Source organism: Mesorhizobium sp. CCNWLY176 (assembly GCF_037153935.1).
In the GTDB taxonomy this organism is placed as follows: Bacteria; Pseudomonadota; Alphaproteobacteria; order Rhizobiales; family Rhizobiaceae; genus Mesorhizobium_M; species Mesorhizobium_M zhangyense.
The window spans coordinates 72,899-86,444 of record NZ_JBBBDZ010000009.1; the positions used below are offsets into that span (position 1 = coordinate 72,899).

Below are 13,546 nucleotides of genomic sequence, written 5' to 3' on the forward strand. Positions count from 1 at the left end.
CGCAACAGGATGCATTTAAGCAGGTGTTGCTCTAGACGAACTGGTTCGTACTTTTATGTGGAGACCTTGCATGATGAAGACGTCGATAGCGACGGTATCGATATCGGGCGATTTCGGTGAGAAGCTGGCAGCGATTGCCGCGGCGGGTTTTGACGGCATCGAAATCTTCGAGAACGATTTTCTGGCCTTCGACGGCTCGCCGCGCGATGTCGGCAGTATGGTGCGCGATGCCGGGCTGGAGATAACGCTGTTCCAGCCGTTCCGCGATTTCGAGGGCCTTCCCGAGCCGCAGCGCGGCCGCGCCTTTGACCGGGCCGAGCGCAAGTTCGACGTCATGCAGGAACTGGGCACGGACCTGATGCTGGTCTGCTCTAGCGTCTCGCCGGTTTCGCTCGGCGGCATCGACCGGGCGGCGGCGGATTTCTTTGAGCTTGGGGAGCGGGCCGCAAAGCGGGGGCTGCGCGTCGGCTATGAGGCGCTCGCCTGGGGCCGGCATGTCAGTGACCATCGCGACGCCTGGGAGATCGTGCGTCGCGCCGACCATCCCAACATCGGTATCATTCTCGATTCCTTCCACACGCTCGCGCGCAAGATCGACGTCAACTCGATTCGTTCGATCCCGAAGGACAAGATCTTCATCGTTCAGCTCGCCGATGCACCGGCCATCGACATGGACCTGCTCTATTGGAGCCGCCATTTCCGCAACATGCCGGGCGAGGGCGACCTGCCGGTCAAGGATTTTATGCGCGCGGTCGCCGCAACGGGTTACGACGGCTACCTCTCGCTGGAGATATTCAACGACCAGTTCCGCGGTGGCTCGGCAAAGTCGATCTCCGTCGACGGCCACCGCTCGCTCGTCTATCTGATGGACCAGGTGCGGCGCGAGGAGCCAGACATTGCGCTCGCCACGCCGGACATTCCCGACCGGGTCGGCGTTCACGGCGTGGAGTTCGTCGAGTTTGCCGCCGACGAGACCGATGCGGCGAGACTGGCGACGATGTTTGGTGCGCTCGGCTTCCGCAAGGAGGGCCAGCATGTTTCCAAAAACGTGACACTCTACCGGCAGGGCGGCATCAATCTGGTCATCAACACCGAGCGGGAGAGTTTTGCCCATTCCTCCTTTACCGTGCATGGCACCTCGGTCTGTGCCATCGGGCTGGGTGTGGAAGATGCGCAAGCAGCAGTGTCGCGCGCCCGGGCGCTGGGTGCCGAACCGTTTGAACAGGCGGTCGGGCCTGGTGAACTGACGCTGCCCGCCATTCGTGGTGTCGGCGGCAGCGTGGTTCACTTTGTCGACCGCACGTCGGAACTGGCGCGGGTGTGGGAAGTCGAGTTCGTTCCAACTGAAGATCCCGCTCCCGCGCGTCCGGTCGGCTTGCGGCAGATCGATCACGTCGGCCAGACGATGGACCACGACGAAATGCTGACCTGGCTTTTGTTCTACACCTCTATTTTCCGGACGCGGAAGACGCCGATGGTCGATGTCATCGACCCGGCTGGCATTGTGCGCAGCCAGGTCATCGAAAACGACGACGGTTCGCTGCGGCTGACCCTCAACGGAGCGGAAAACCGGCGCACGCTTGCCGGCCATTTCATCGCCGAGAGTTTCGGCTCGAGCACCCAGCATCTGGCTTTTGCGACCGACGATATTTTTGCCACGGCCGCCGCGCTGAAGGCGAACGGCTTTGCCACGCTTGCCATCTCGCCCAACTACTATGACGACGTCGAGGCCCGCTTCGGTCTGGAGCCCGAGCTTGCTGACCGCCTGCGCGAGGAGAACATGCTCTACGACCGTGACGAGCATGGCGAGTATTTCCAGCTCTATGCGCCGACCTGGGGCGAGGGCTTCATCTTCGAGATCGTCGAGCGGCGCGGCGGCTACAAGGGCTATGGCGCGGCCAACGCTCCCTTCCGCATTGCCGCGCAGAAACGGCATATGCGGCCAAGGGGAATGCCCCGGGTCTGAGCGCAGGCGGCTGTCGCTTAAGTCAAAAGGGGTAGCGCACAGGGCGTGTATCCTCTTGCGGGCATTGCGCGCGCCATGCAATCTGTCCGTGCTCAGAAGTACGTGGGCCTTTGGGGGCAGTTCATCCGGCCTGGGCTTTGATCGCGAACGGATATGTTTGCGCAGAGCCCTGTTTTGGTGCCGGGATGAGAACCCCGCCGCAATCACGCTCTGTGCAGTGTCGTCCAGTCGCAGCAACCCATTGGCGGTGCCCGTGATTGCGGGGTCGCCTGGCGGAGACGAGGCATGGCCAACAACATCTACATCGTCAATTCACTGGGATCGAGTTCCGGCGTGGTCATCAACGACGACGGGACGGGTATCGACGAGATCCGCATAACGGGAACCTACTCCCAGCGCCCCAGCATTCGGCTCGACTGGACAACGTCACCTTCGCCGTCGGCGCACGGCAGGTTCTTTCCCAATCCAACACCTGACAACACCAGCATATCGCTCACCATAAACGGCATCATCGAAAATGCCCGCGGCAGCAATGGCGGCGATGACATACAGGGCAACCAGTTCGCCAACGTCATCTATGGCGACGCGGCGCGCACCGGTCCGGGTGGCAATGACGTGATTTCGGCCGGCGACGGGAACGACACGGTTTATGGCGGCACCGGCAACGATTCCGTCGGCGGCGGAGCGGGCAATGACCGGCTCTATGGCGATGATGGTGCCGACACCATCAACGGAGATTCAGGCATCGATACGATTGAAGGCGGTGCCGGCGCGGATGTCCTGTTCGGCGGCAGCGATGCCGGCGATACGGTTTCCTACGCTTCGTCGAATGCAGCCGTCACGATCAATATAACCCATGGCACACAGACTACCGGCGTCGGCGGGCACGCTCAGGGCGATAAGATAAAAGGGTTTTCTGACGTGACGGGCTCTGCCTTTGCAGACATCATCACCGACACTGTGAAGGGCACGATCGCCTTCGGTTACAACGACAACAAGTTTTCCGGCGGTGGCGGCAACGACCGGCTCTATCTCGGCGGTGGCGATGACGCCGGATATGGCGGCGACGGCAATGACGCGGTCTATGGCGAGGTGGGCAACGACCTGCTGGACGGTGGCGCCGGTCATGATCTTCTCGATGGCGGTGGCGGCAATGACACCATGTATGGCGGCACGGGCAACGATATTTATATCGTCTCGTCGACTGGGGATCGGGTGATCGAAGCGGTGGGCGCAGGCACGGACACCGTGCGCTCCTATATCGACTGGACATTGGGCGCCAATGTCGAGCGGCTGGAGTTCGTGGGCACGGCCAGTGTTTCCGGAAACGGCAACAGCCTCAACAACACGATCATCGGCAATAGCGGCAGCAACACGCTTCGCGGCGGTGCCGGCAACGATCTCCTCGTCGGTGGTGCCGGCAAGGATACCTTGGTCGGTGGTACGGGCAGCGATGCGTTCCTGTTCAATGCGCCGCTGGGCTCGACCAACATCGACAAGATCACTGATTACAGCGCGGCAAGCGACACCATCCAGCTTGAGAACAGTATCTTCACCGGTTTGCCGGCCGGCTGGTTGACCGCCGGTGCTTTCCGCATAGGCCCGACTGCGCAGGATTCCACCGATCGCATCATGTACGATCCGATGAGCGGCTTTCTGCGTTTCGACAAGGACGGCCTTGGTGGCGCCGCCCCGGTGCAGTTCGCGACGCTCACGCCGGGGCTGGTCCTGAGTGCCGGCGAGTTCTTCATCGTCTGATCCTGCCTGGGAAGCTCCCACTCGCAATCGAATTGCGAGTGGGATATCGGCGGCATGCGTCAGGCGTCGATGAGCGGCGTGAAGCCGCCATGGACCCGGCGCTTGTTGTCGTAGGGCTCTGCATCCGCATACATGCGCGGGTCGGCGATCACCTTTCCCCAGCCTGCGTCGCGGACTTCCTTCGACGGCCATTCGATCCAGGAATAGACGACCTTTTCGTCGCCTGTGGCCTTCACTGCGCCCTTGTAGTCGGTGACCTTTCCGTCGGGGACATTGTCCTCCCAGGTGTCGACGACGCGCGTTGCACCATGTTCCATCAGCACCGGAATGAGCTTGACCGACAGCTCGTGATAGGCGGCCTTGTTGCCTGCGGGAACCGGCACCAGAGAGCCGTCGACATAGCCCATCTTGCCCTTGGCATTCTTGTCGAGGACCGAGGTGAAGCCACCGAAGATCATACGCTTTCCGTCATAGGGCATCGTTGCGCCGAGTTCTTTCATGCGCGGGTCGCTCATGAATTTCTCGTTTGCGGCGTCGGCCACTTCCTTCGAAGGATATTCATGCCAGGCAAAGACGATGATCTCGCCCGGCTTTGCCTTCACCGCGCCCTTGAAGTCGGTGATCGTGCCGTCGGGGACGTCGTCGCCCCATGTCTCGACGACGCGGGTTGCGCCATATTCCCTGAAGATAGCGGCGGCGTCCGCAGCGTGCTTGCGGTAGGCTTCCTTGTTTGCGGCGGGCACCGCAGCAACGCGTCCTTCGATATAAGCCATTTTGTCTCTCCTCGTTGTTCGAAGCGGTTTTCCTGTGCTCGCAGGCCCCTTCACGTGAAAGACGATGCGAATGGCCAAAAAGATTCTCAGGCGCATGAGAATCTTTTTGCGGGCCTCCGGCGTCTTATTGGTAGGCCAACCATCAGGAGAACGCTCCCACAGGAGGCGTGGGCAACTGCCACATGCTTGCAGGGACGAAACCGACAACCTAGGGTTCCGACCCGGGCCGGGTAAATTGCAGAAAAATCGGAAATACCACGGGACGCAATGAACTCAGCAACGCAGAAACTGGACCGGCCGGCTTTCGAGGCCATGCTGGTCGACCTCCGCCCGAGACTGCATCGCTACTGCGCCCGCATGGCGGGTTCCGTGATCGACGGCGAGGACGTGGTGCAGGAAGCGCTTGCGAAGGCGCTCCAGGCATTCGACGGCAATGTTACGGTCGAGCAGCCCGAGCAGTGGCTGTTTCGCGTCGCCCACAATGCCGCCCATGATTATCTGCGCCGACGCACCCGGGAAAGATCGCGCATGAGCGAGGCCGACATATCCATGATCGAGGACCCGACCAGTGCCGCCGACAGCCGGCATGTCGCCCAGATCGGCCTTCGCACTTTCATGCATCTCTCCGTGCAGCAGCGCAGCGCGGTGATCCTCGTCGATGTGCTCGGCCTCAGCCTGCATGAAGCCTGCGAGGCGACCGGGGCAACGCTTGCCGCCACGAAGGCGGCATTGCATCGCGGGCGGGCGCAGCTTCGCCTGCTGGCGCAGGAGCCCGAAGAGATCGTCAAGCCGACGCTGGACGCCGACGACGAGCGGCGTCTTCGCCGTTACGTCGATCTGTTCAACGCACGCGACTTCGACGCGGTGCGGGCGCTCGTCGGCGAGGATATCCAGCTTGAAGTCGTCAATCGCACCCGCATGCGCGGCAAGGCGCAGGTGTCGAACTATTATGGCAATTACAGCCGCGCCGACGACTGGGCCCTGTCGCTCGGCTTCGTCGATGGCCGGCCGGCCATCCTCATCCGCGATCCGCAGGCGCCGGATGCCGGCGTGCGCGGTTTCATGCTGCTCGAATGGCTTGGCGAGAACGTCGCCAACATCCGCGATTTCCGCTACGCGACCTATGTTCTGGCCGACGCGGATATCCAGCCGCTTGACGGCTGAGCCAAGCGTCTGAGCGGTGTAGTCATGCGCCTTAGCGCTAAATTCGCTGGCCGAAAAATTCGCGTTTGGCGATCTCGTTGACCAGCCGGAGCTTGCCCAGGTTGCGCAGCAGGCGCCGGGGCCGCTTGAGCGCTTCCCAGCTCAGGAAATATTTGACCAGGATGCCGGGCGCCTTGCTGTGCGAACCCGCATGGGCGACGCGGTAGACGGCGCCACGGAACGGCAGCGTCCCCAATGGCGTGCCGCGCTGCGCGAGGATGTCGGCGATGCGGACATGGCTGCCCAGCATCGTCTTGATCCAGTCGAGCGAGGCTTCCTCGAAGCTTTCCGGCAGGCCATAGAGATCCGAGCGGACGATCAGCGACGTCCCGCAGAGATGGTTGAACTCGTCATATCCAAGCAGAAGTTTGCCGCCATCGTCCCAGATATAGCCGCGGTCGATCGCCCATCCGTTCGCATCGGGATTTTGCGACGCATATTGGACGATGCCGGCATTCACGAAATCGTCGTCGTCGACGATCATGAAGAAGCGGCTGTCGCGCGCGCGCAGCATGCCCATCAGCACCCGGCGTCCCTTGTCGGCGCGGAAGGCATCGTAGACAGCCTCGATGTCGGCCTTGTCGATTTCGTGCAGGTTGTTTGGCGGAAACGTCACGCGCTCCACCTCGAAGCGCTCCGGCAAATCGGGCAGATCGGCGCCCTCATTCGCCACTATGATGCCGCGCCAATCTCCATTGGTCTGGTTCGAGATCGAGGCCATGGTCTGGGTAAGGTTCGCCTTGAGAAGGCTCCAGTCGCGGGCATTGTCCTGATGGCGGACGGGAATGATGAAGGTGACCGTGGTCATCGTATTTCACCTCCGCGGATATCTGTTCGCATGACGCACGGCATCATGCGGCGGCTCCGAGGCCGGCCTGACTGCGCGCCCAGGCGATCCCGTCGTCGAGCGATTCCGCCTTGTAGGACAGGTCCGTCCCGCCCGAGAAGGCGTTCATGAACCGCCGCACCTTGCCGTAGCTGTTGTCGAGGACGGCATGCGGCCGGCCGAGCAGCAGCGCGCAGATGTGGACATGCAGGCGGTCGGTGACGATGGCCTGCCCGCGCGAAATCTGCCGGATGCCGCGGCGGAAGCGGTTGTGTGCGGCAGCGTTGAGCTTGGCGCCGCGGATCCGCTCGGGATCCAGCGAAACGACCGCCTTCGCCGCACCAAGCGCCTTGGCGATGCGCACCGGGGTGCGGGATTCGCTGATCCAGTCCTCCACCGGGACATCGGGATAGGCGGCAAAATCGTAATTCGAGGCCTTTTCCTGATCCGCCCGCAACATCGCCAGCACTGGAAATTCGGTTGCGGCCAGCGGCTGGATCGGGCCGATGCCGAACGCCATGTCCGGGCAGAGATGCACGCGGCAATCGAAATGCTTTTCGGCGAACGCCTTTGATTCCTCGTCGCGCACGAGCAGCACGAAATTCTTGTGCTTTGCGATTGCCCGCGCCATCCGATCGGCGTGGTCTTGCGACTTGTAATGAATGGACTGCGGCAATTGCACGACCAGACGGCTGGGAAAGCGCTCCAGGATGCTCTCGCGAAGCTCCTGATGTCCCGACCAGATGTCGCCGAACGTGCCTCCACCGGTGATGAGGATCGGCCCGGACGGGGCCGCTTCGTTCAGCTTCTCGTGCGAGTGATCCTGCAGCGACGATATGTAGGTGGGCGCCTTGTCGAACCGGGATGAAAGATAGGCCATCTGACCCAGCCAGATCGCGGAATCGCCGACATTCTTGTAGTCGGGGAAATCGACCATCGCCACCGGCTCGTTGCCGGAGACATAGTCCTTCAGGCAATCGTGGATCATGTCCTGCAATTCGGCGATCAGGACCAGATTTGATTTCGAGCTCATTTTCTCATTCTCCATCTGGCGTGCAAGCCGTGCATGCGGCGGGAAATTGCAGCGTAGCCTTCAAGCGGGGCGAACTTTCGACAGGATTTTGCCAAGGATCTTTTGGATCTCCATCTCGGGGCCGGCTGGTCGCTTCATCAATATCCAGAGCAGCAGGCTCGACCCGCAATACAAAGCGCCCCCCAGCGTCACCAGGAGCGCCAGTTGCTGCACGAGCATCATCTTGTCGGCGGTGTGGCCCAGATAGCGCGCGGCGAGCGTAACACCTGCCGCCATCACCACGACGCTCGCAAGCGCGCGCACATTCGCCGAGAGTTGTTTCAGCACCGTGACGCCGATGAAGCGTTTGACGAGGATCATGTTGACGAGCGCGTTGAACAGGCCGGTGAACACGCGGCCGATGACGATGCCCGGAAGTCCGTAGAGCAGCAGGCCGATGACCATGATCGGAACCCGGACCAGCAGCATCTGCGTGTCGCGGATGAACAGCAGGCGCGTCTCGCCCTTGGCCATGCCCAGCGGCTGCACCAGAGAGCCCAGCGTCTGGAGCGCGAAGACCGAGGCGAGCGACTGGATGACGAATACGATCGGCACCCATTTCTCGCCCAGCGCGAGCCTGACAAGCGGATCGGCGACCACCGCGACGCCGATGCCGGCGGGAAGCGCGATTGCGGCGACCAGCGCCTGCACGCGCTGATAGGCGGCGGCGAGGCGCGGCGGATCGTGGCTGATGCTGGAGAAGCCGGGATAGATCGTCTGCGTCAGCGGTGCGGTCGCTTCGCGCGTCGGCATCATGGCGAGGTTGCTGCCGACCGAGTAATAGCCGAGCGCCGTGCCGCCTAGCATCTTGCCGACCAGCAGGTAATCAAAACGCCAGTTGAGCGTATTGACGATCTGGCCGGCCGTGAGCCACGCGGAGAAGGAAAAGAACTCCCGCATATGCTGAAAGGTGACCCTCGGCCGGAACGGCAGCACGAGATAGGAGACGATGACGTTCGTCGCCTGTGTCACCAGCGTCCCGATCACCAGCGCCCAATAGCTGTGATAGATCATCGCGATTGCAACTGCGGCGATGAAGCCTGTGAACTTCTGCGAGACTGAGAGTACAAATTCCTGCCAGAAGATCAGGTCGCGCTGAAGCAGGATCCGGCGCGGATTGATCAGGCCGCCCATGAACATGCTCAGGCCAAGCGCGAGCATGACGCCGGTAAGCCTCGGCTCTTCGAACAGGACCGACGCCGGATAGGCGCAGACCGCAAACAGCAGGCAAAGCAGCAATCCGCGCGTGGCGTTGAGCGTCCACGCGGCGCTGAAATGCGATTCGTCGGGCGCCTTGTGGCGGATGAGCGCTTCGGTGAGCGATAATTCGGTGACGGTGCTGACGATCAGCAGCATCGTCGTGCCCAGCGCGACGACGCCGAAATCGGAAGGCGTCAGGTTCCACGCCAGCACGAAAGTGCTCAGCGTCGCCAGCCCGTTCACGATCGCGCGGGACAGGCTCAGCCACATGCTTCCCTTGATTAGCCGACCGGTGATGCTCGTCATATGGCGAAGTTAGTCCTGATTGCGCGCACCACGAATCCGATCTTAAATCGATTGATCCTGTTCTGATCGACAGTCGTGAAAGCGATGTCCGCCGGTATCAAACCGTACTCCAATCAGGATTGAACGCGGCGGCAATCCGCGCGTCGGAGGCTCTTGTATTCAGCTGATGGTGCTTGCCGATCACGCAGCCGACCGAGACCGTCGCAATTTAAATGCGGCTATGCTGCACTGCAATAGGCGAGCGATCACGCTTGATTTCAGGCGTTTTTCGATCGGCCCACAGAGGGTGAAGCGGGGCTGCGATCGGCGTGTCGCGGCTTGTCGATCCCGCAGAGCGAGGCGTGTCGTGGCGGTTCTGATAGCGGCTAAAGTGTTTCAGGCGATGGGTCCGCATGTAGTTGAAAACATGGCGGCATTGCAGGCCGCCTATCCCGGATAAGCGCGCCGAAGCCGGGAATTATGCGTGCGTCGGAAGTGGGAACCGCGAAAATTGACCTGACATTTCGGGTCGAGCCGCGTCCGATTGTCTCAATCTCGTTCAGAACAGAATTCGAGACAGGATCTGCCAGATGTTCCGCTCGCAGCGCACAATTCTGCCACTTTATCTGCGTCGGTGGCTCGGCAGAACGCCATAGGTCCTTTTGAAGGCAGTGGTGAAGTGCGCGGAGTTGGCATAGCCGGCGAGATGGGCTGCCTGCGCGATCGAGATGCCGTCGCGCTGCAGCGCATCGCTGGCGCGTTCAAGCCGCCTTGCACGGATGAATTCAAAGACCGTCAGCCCGAAATGCTCCTTGAAATGCCGTTGCACGGAAGAGACGCTTGCTCCGACATCCCGCGCAATCCTGTCGATCGTCAGCACGTCATCGAGATTGTCGACAATGTAGTCCCGGACGCGCTCGCTCTGGCGAAGACTCATGAGGCCGGGCTTCTCGCGATGTTCCCGGTGATCGAGAAGCGTCGCCCACGAGGACGACAATATGTCGAGGCCGCGCGAACTGCGGTAAAGCGTTCGAATCTCACCCTGCATTGACGGCGGCGGATTTATCAGCTGTTCGGCAAGGGTCGTCACATGACGGCATGGGACGTAGCGAAACTGTGCGAGGTGCTCGGACAGGAAGCGGTTGAGCGTCGTCGATCCTTGCGTCTGCGTTTGCATCAGCCAGTCCAGCCAGGGCCGCGGGGCGGAAATCATCGCCTTGCGGATCGGGGCGTCGTGGTCATGAATGAACCGCAAAGTCGAACGGCGAGCGACGTTGAGCATGAACACCAGCGGGGCGGCTCCTTCATCCTGACCGGCGTCGATGTGAAATGGCATGCCGTCGACCACGAAGTGCTGGACGCCCTGCATCAGCACCATCAGGAGAAGCTTCGGCCAGATCTCGTAGGTCCTGGAATCGGTCGTGCAGGTGGGCACGCTATCGACGCTGCCAACAAACAGCTGATGCGGAATCTCGGGCTTCAGTGCCACGTGCTGCATAAGATCGGTCCCAATCAGAAATCCAGATTGTCTAACTGCCGGCAGTTCCCCTCGCCGTTTGTGCGTAGCTATTTGCCGTTCTGGCGTAGCCCGCTTCGGTCGACGTGAAACCGTCCTTCCTATATATGAGGAAAAATATCAAGTTTAAATGTCCCTGTGTTGCAGGGCCGAGCAGGCGCGATCGGCGTGTCTCCCACCCTTGCGCCGCCACCGTCTGGATAGGCGCGTCAGACTTATAGGAAACGCTGTGGCCACCATGTCCGAGTTGAGCGAGCGGTTCGTCGATAGCCCCTGGCTTGTCCGTTTCCGTGACGTCGTCGAACCTGAAGCTCGTATCGTCTGCTTTCCGTTCGGTGGGGGAAGCGCTGCCTATTTCGCCCGCTGGGCCTGGCGTGTAGGTGATGCCGCCGATCTCGTTGCGGTCCAGTATCCGGGGCGCTGCTCGCGTGCATCCGAGCCCGCGCTCGTGGATTTCAGCCTGCTCGTCGAGGGTGCGGCCCGTGCGATCGCTCCGCTTCTCGATCACGGCAACGTCGTGTTCTTCGGCCACAGCTTTGGCGCGCTCGTTGCTTTCGAGGTGGCGCATCTTCTGTCCGAACGGGGCCTGAATCCGCCGCCGCATCTCTTCGTCTCGGCGCGGGGCGCGCCGGGTGACGATCGAGGCGATGCCTGTTCCGAACTCGGCGAGGAGGACTTGCGCGCACTCGTCCGCCGTCTTGATGGGATGAGCGAGGAGGCAATGGCCGACGAACGGCTTATGGCTTCGATCATACCGGCCTTGCGGGCCGATCTGATGGCACTTGGCACCTGGCGCTACAAGCCGCGATCCCCTTTGGCGATGCCCATGACGGCAATGGGTGGCAGCGAGGACCGGGACTGCCCGGTCGAGTGGCTTGATGACTGGAAAAAGGAAACGAGTGGCAAATTCACGCGACGCGTATTTTCAGGCGGACACTTCTATCTGAACAGGCATAGCGATGCCGTGCTTGGCATGCTTCTGGACGCAGCCGGTCTCGAACTGCCCCGGACGAGGCCGCGACGGATCGTTCCGGCTCTCACACAGCCGGAGCTTCGACAGGCTTCAGGCGGAGCCCGGCCATGACGATGTCTCGCCTTTTCGTCGACATATCGCTGCTCAGGACCAACGCCAATTTCCGGCACGTCCTTCTGGCACGGACCATTTCGCTGATGGGGCTCGGCATGCTTGCGGTCAGCGTCCCGATCCAGGTCTACGGGATCACAGGGTCGAGCTTTCAGGTCGGCATCGTGGCAGCACTCGATGGCGCGGGAATGTTTGCAGGGCTGCTTCTCGGCGGCGTGCTGGCCGATCTCTACGACCGCCGGCGTTTGATCCTGTTTGCCCGCAGCATCTGCGGCCTCGGCTTCGTCGCCCTGGCCGTCAACAGCGCGTTCGACTCTCCTTCGGTGGTCGCGATTTGTGCGCTCGCCTTCTGGGACGGCTTCTTCGGCGCGCTGGGTGTTTCCGCGCTCATGGCGGCAATGCCGCATATCGTCGGCCGTGAGAATCTCATGCAGGCGGGCGCGCTCGGCATGATGACGGGACGGTTCGCCAGCATCGTCTCACCCGCATTGGGCGGGATGATCATAGCGTGGGTTGGCCTCACCTGGAATTACGGCATAGCTGCGGTGGGCACGTTGCTGACGGTTCTGACGCTGCTCAGCCTGCCGCGGATGGTGCCTGAACGACACGAGATCGAGCATCCGCTGCGCATGCTGGCGCAGGCTTTTGTCTTCCTCTTCCGGCAGCGTCTGCTGCTTGGCATCTTTGCGATCGGCACGCTGCTGACGCTGACGAGTTCGATCAGGATCCTGTTTCCGGCGCTCGCCTCCGGCCCCTTTGGCGGCGGCGCCTTCGAGACCGGATTGATGTATTCGGCCGTGCCGATCGGCGCGACCGCGGGTGCCGTGCTGAGCGGCTGGGCGCGCAATCTCGAACGACCAGATCTGGTCATGCTCGGCATGTGCATGCTGGCTTTTGGGTGCGTCGTGGCACTCGGGGCGGGTGGCCACATCTACTTCGCGCTTCCGGCCCTTGCCGTCTACGGCTATGCGACCGCCATCGCCTCTCTCCTGCAATACACCATGATCCAGGCGCACACGCCCGACAGCTATCTCGGGCGCGTGAACAGCCTGTGGGCAGCGCAGGATACGCTGGGCGACATTGTCGGCGCTCTGGCCATTGGTGCGCTCGCCAATGTGTTTTTGCCGGCGCAGAGCATTCTCCTGCTCGGCGTGACGGCTCTGGCATTGGGCCTGCTTCTGGCCTTGCTGTTCCGCGCGATGCGTCCGGCGGGGCTGATCGATCTGCGCGCAGGCCTTGAAGGAGCCAGCTCATGACGCTCCGTTCTTCGACATCTTCACATGAAGGCCGCGCAGCGGCGACTGAAACATCAGGAGGCCAGGATGCTTTCAAATGATCCGGTGACGCATGCATCCCTTTCGAAAGAGATGCTCAGGCAACAGGTCATGCGTTTCCTCGATGATGAGCCGGCCGACGATGACAATCTCATGGATTTCGGCCTCAACTCCATCGCCGCCATGCAGCTCGTGGCCGAATGGAAGCAGGCAGATATCGAGGTGAACTTCGTCGAGCTTGCCCGGCGCCCGACCATCGATGGCATGTGGGAGCTGCTGCGGCAGAAAAGCTCGGCCACGGCCCTGGTAGCTTAATCGGTCAATCGAGGAGGCAACACCGTGACCGATGATCTCAATGTGAACCCTTTCGACGATGAGCGGCATCGCTTTCTGGCGCTGCTCAACGGGGCCGGACAGTACAGCCTGTGGCCTGCCTTCGCCGGTGTGCCGGCAGGCTGGAGCGTGGTGTTCGGTCCACAGGACCGCGAGGCCTGCCTCGCTCATATCGCAAGCGTGTGGACCGACCTCAGCCCCATTGCGGCGTGAGGTGCACGCACCCGCTCTGCCCGGTGCGGAACCAAGGGACTTG

Annotated in this window: 12 protein-coding genes; 7 read left to right on the top strand and 5 right to left on the bottom strand. The window is 61.8% G+C overall.

Features of this window, described 5'->3' with window-relative positions; genetic code table 11:
- The first annotated feature begins 73 nt into the window (after positions 1 to 73).
- Positions 74 to 1,966, top strand: a complete 1,893-nt coding sequence (locus WBQ96_RS16315; protein ID WP_336552166.1) for a bifunctional sugar phosphate isomerase/epimerase/4-hydroxyphenylpyruvate dioxygenase family protein — start codon at positions 74 to 76, stop codon at positions 1,964 to 1,966.
- 285 nt (positions 1,967 to 2,251) lie between these two features.
- Positions 2,252 to 3,724, top strand: coding sequence for a calcium-binding protein (locus WBQ96_RS16320; protein WP_336552032.1), 1,473 nt, complete (start codon positions 2,252 to 2,254; stop codon positions 3,722 to 3,724).
- 59 nt (positions 3,725 to 3,783) lie between these two features.
- On the opposite strand, the gene WBQ96_RS16325 is transcribed toward WBQ96_RS16320, so the two are convergent.
- A complete protein-coding gene (locus WBQ96_RS16325) occupies positions 3,784 to 4,497 on the bottom strand; it encodes a DUF1428 domain-containing protein (protein ID WP_336552031.1) in 714 nt (237 codons plus the stop codon).
- A gap of 267 nt (positions 4,498 to 4,764) precedes the next feature.
- Between WBQ96_RS16325 and WBQ96_RS16330 the strand changes: the two genes are divergently transcribed.
- Positions 4,765 to 5,661, top strand: a complete 897-nt coding sequence (locus tag WBQ96_RS16330; RefSeq protein ID WP_336552029.1) for a sigma-70 family RNA polymerase sigma factor — start codon at positions 4,765 to 4,767, stop codon at positions 5,659 to 5,661.
- Between the two features lie 37 nt (positions 5,662 to 5,698).
- Here the strand turns inward: WBQ96_RS16330 and WBQ96_RS16335 are convergent, their stop codons facing one another.
- The 4 genes from WBQ96_RS16335 to WBQ96_RS16350 form a co-directional block, all read right to left on the bottom strand.
- A complete protein-coding gene (locus WBQ96_RS16335; RefSeq protein ID WP_336552027.1) occupies positions 5,699 to 6,508 on the bottom strand; it encodes a galactosyl transferase in 810 nt (269 codons plus the stop codon).
- Positions 6,509 to 6,551: 43 nt separating this feature from the next.
- A complete protein-coding gene (locus WBQ96_RS16340; RefSeq protein WP_336552025.1) occupies positions 6,552 to 7,559 on the bottom strand; it encodes a polysaccharide pyruvyl transferase family protein in 1,008 nt (335 codons plus the stop codon).
- A 60-nt stretch (positions 7,560 to 7,619) separates the two neighbouring features.
- On the bottom strand, positions 7,620 to 9,104 hold the full coding sequence (locus WBQ96_RS16345) for a lipopolysaccharide biosynthesis protein (protein WP_336552023.1): 1,485 nt from the start codon (positions 9,102 to 9,104) through the stop codon (positions 7,620 to 7,622).
- 601 nt (positions 9,105 to 9,705) lie between these two features.
- Positions 9,706 to 10,581 (bottom strand): helix-turn-helix transcriptional regulator, encoded by an 876-nt coding sequence (locus WBQ96_RS16350; protein WP_165119484.1) that lies wholly within the window; start codon positions 10,579 to 10,581, stop codon positions 9,706 to 9,708.
- A 256-nt stretch (positions 10,582 to 10,837) separates the two neighbouring features.
- On the opposite strand from WBQ96_RS16350, the gene WBQ96_RS16355 reads away from it, so the two are divergent.
- Genes WBQ96_RS16355 through WBQ96_RS16370 form a run of 4 tightly spaced genes read left to right on the top strand, consistent with a single transcriptional unit; the run spans position 10,838 to position 13,503 of the window.
- A complete protein-coding gene (locus WBQ96_RS16355; RefSeq protein ID WP_336552163.1) occupies positions 10,838 to 11,683 on the top strand; it encodes a thioesterase II family protein in 846 nt (281 codons plus the stop codon).
- Positions 11,680 to 12,939 carry an enterobactin transporter EntS gene (gene entS, locus WBQ96_RS16360; RefSeq protein ID WP_336552021.1) on the top strand — a complete coding sequence of 420 codons (1,260 nt, stop codon included), beginning with the start codon at positions 11,680 to 11,682 and terminating at the stop codon, positions 12,937 to 12,939. The genes WBQ96_RS16355 and entS overlap by 4 nt, the downstream gene beginning before the upstream one ends.
- A gap of 24 nt (positions 12,940 to 12,963) precedes the next feature.
- Positions 12,964 to 13,272: a phosphopantetheine-binding protein gene (locus WBQ96_RS16365; protein ID WP_165119487.1), complete on the top strand. Its 309-nt coding sequence runs from the start codon at positions 12,964 to 12,966 to the stop codon at positions 13,270 to 13,272.
- Positions 13,273 to 13,296: 24 nt separating this feature from the next.
- Entirely contained in the window at positions 13,297 to 13,503 is a 207-nt protein-coding gene (locus tag WBQ96_RS16370) for an MbtH family protein (protein ID WP_336552020.1), read from the top strand.
- Positions 13,504 to 13,546 lie beyond the last annotated feature (43 nt).

Coding starts and splice junctions, on each gene's coding strand:
- WBQ96_RS16345 (WP_336552023.1), bottom strand. CDS start 9,104: ATGACGAGCATCACCGGTCGGCTAATCAAGGGAAGCATGTGGCTGAGC.
- WBQ96_RS16335 (WP_336552027.1), bottom strand. CDS start 6,508: ATGACCACGGTCACCTTCATCATTCCCGTCCGCCATCAGGACAATGCC.
- entS (WP_336552021.1), top strand. CDS start 11,680: ATGACGATGTCTCGCCTTTTCGTCGACATATCGCTGCTCAGGACCAAC.
- WBQ96_RS16325 (WP_336552031.1), bottom strand. CDS start 4,497: ATGGCTTATATCGAAGGACGCGTTGCTGCGGTGCCCGCCGCAAACAAG.
- WBQ96_RS16320 (WP_336552032.1), top strand. CDS start 2,252: ATGGCCAACAACATCTACATCGTCAATTCACTGGGATCGAGTTCCGGC.
- WBQ96_RS16340 (WP_336552025.1), bottom strand. CDS start 7,559: ATGAGCTCGAAATCAAATCTGGTCCTGATCGCCGAATTGCAGGACATG.
- WBQ96_RS16350 (WP_165119484.1), bottom strand. CDS start 10,581: ATGCAGCACGTGGCACTGAAGCCCGAGATTCCGCATCAGCTGTTTGTT.
- WBQ96_RS16315 (WP_336552166.1), top strand. CDS start 74: ATGAAGACGTCGATAGCGACGGTATCGATATCGGGCGATTTCGGTGAG.
- WBQ96_RS16330 (WP_336552029.1), top strand. CDS start 4,765: ATGAACTCAGCAACGCAGAAACTGGACCGGCCGGCTTTCGAGGCCATG.
- WBQ96_RS16355 (WP_336552163.1), top strand. CDS start 10,838: ATGTCCGAGTTGAGCGAGCGGTTCGTCGATAGCCCCTGGCTTGTCCGT.
- WBQ96_RS16365 (WP_165119487.1), top strand. CDS start 12,964: ATGAAGGCCGCGCAGCGGCGACTGAAACATCAGGAGGCCAGGATGCTT.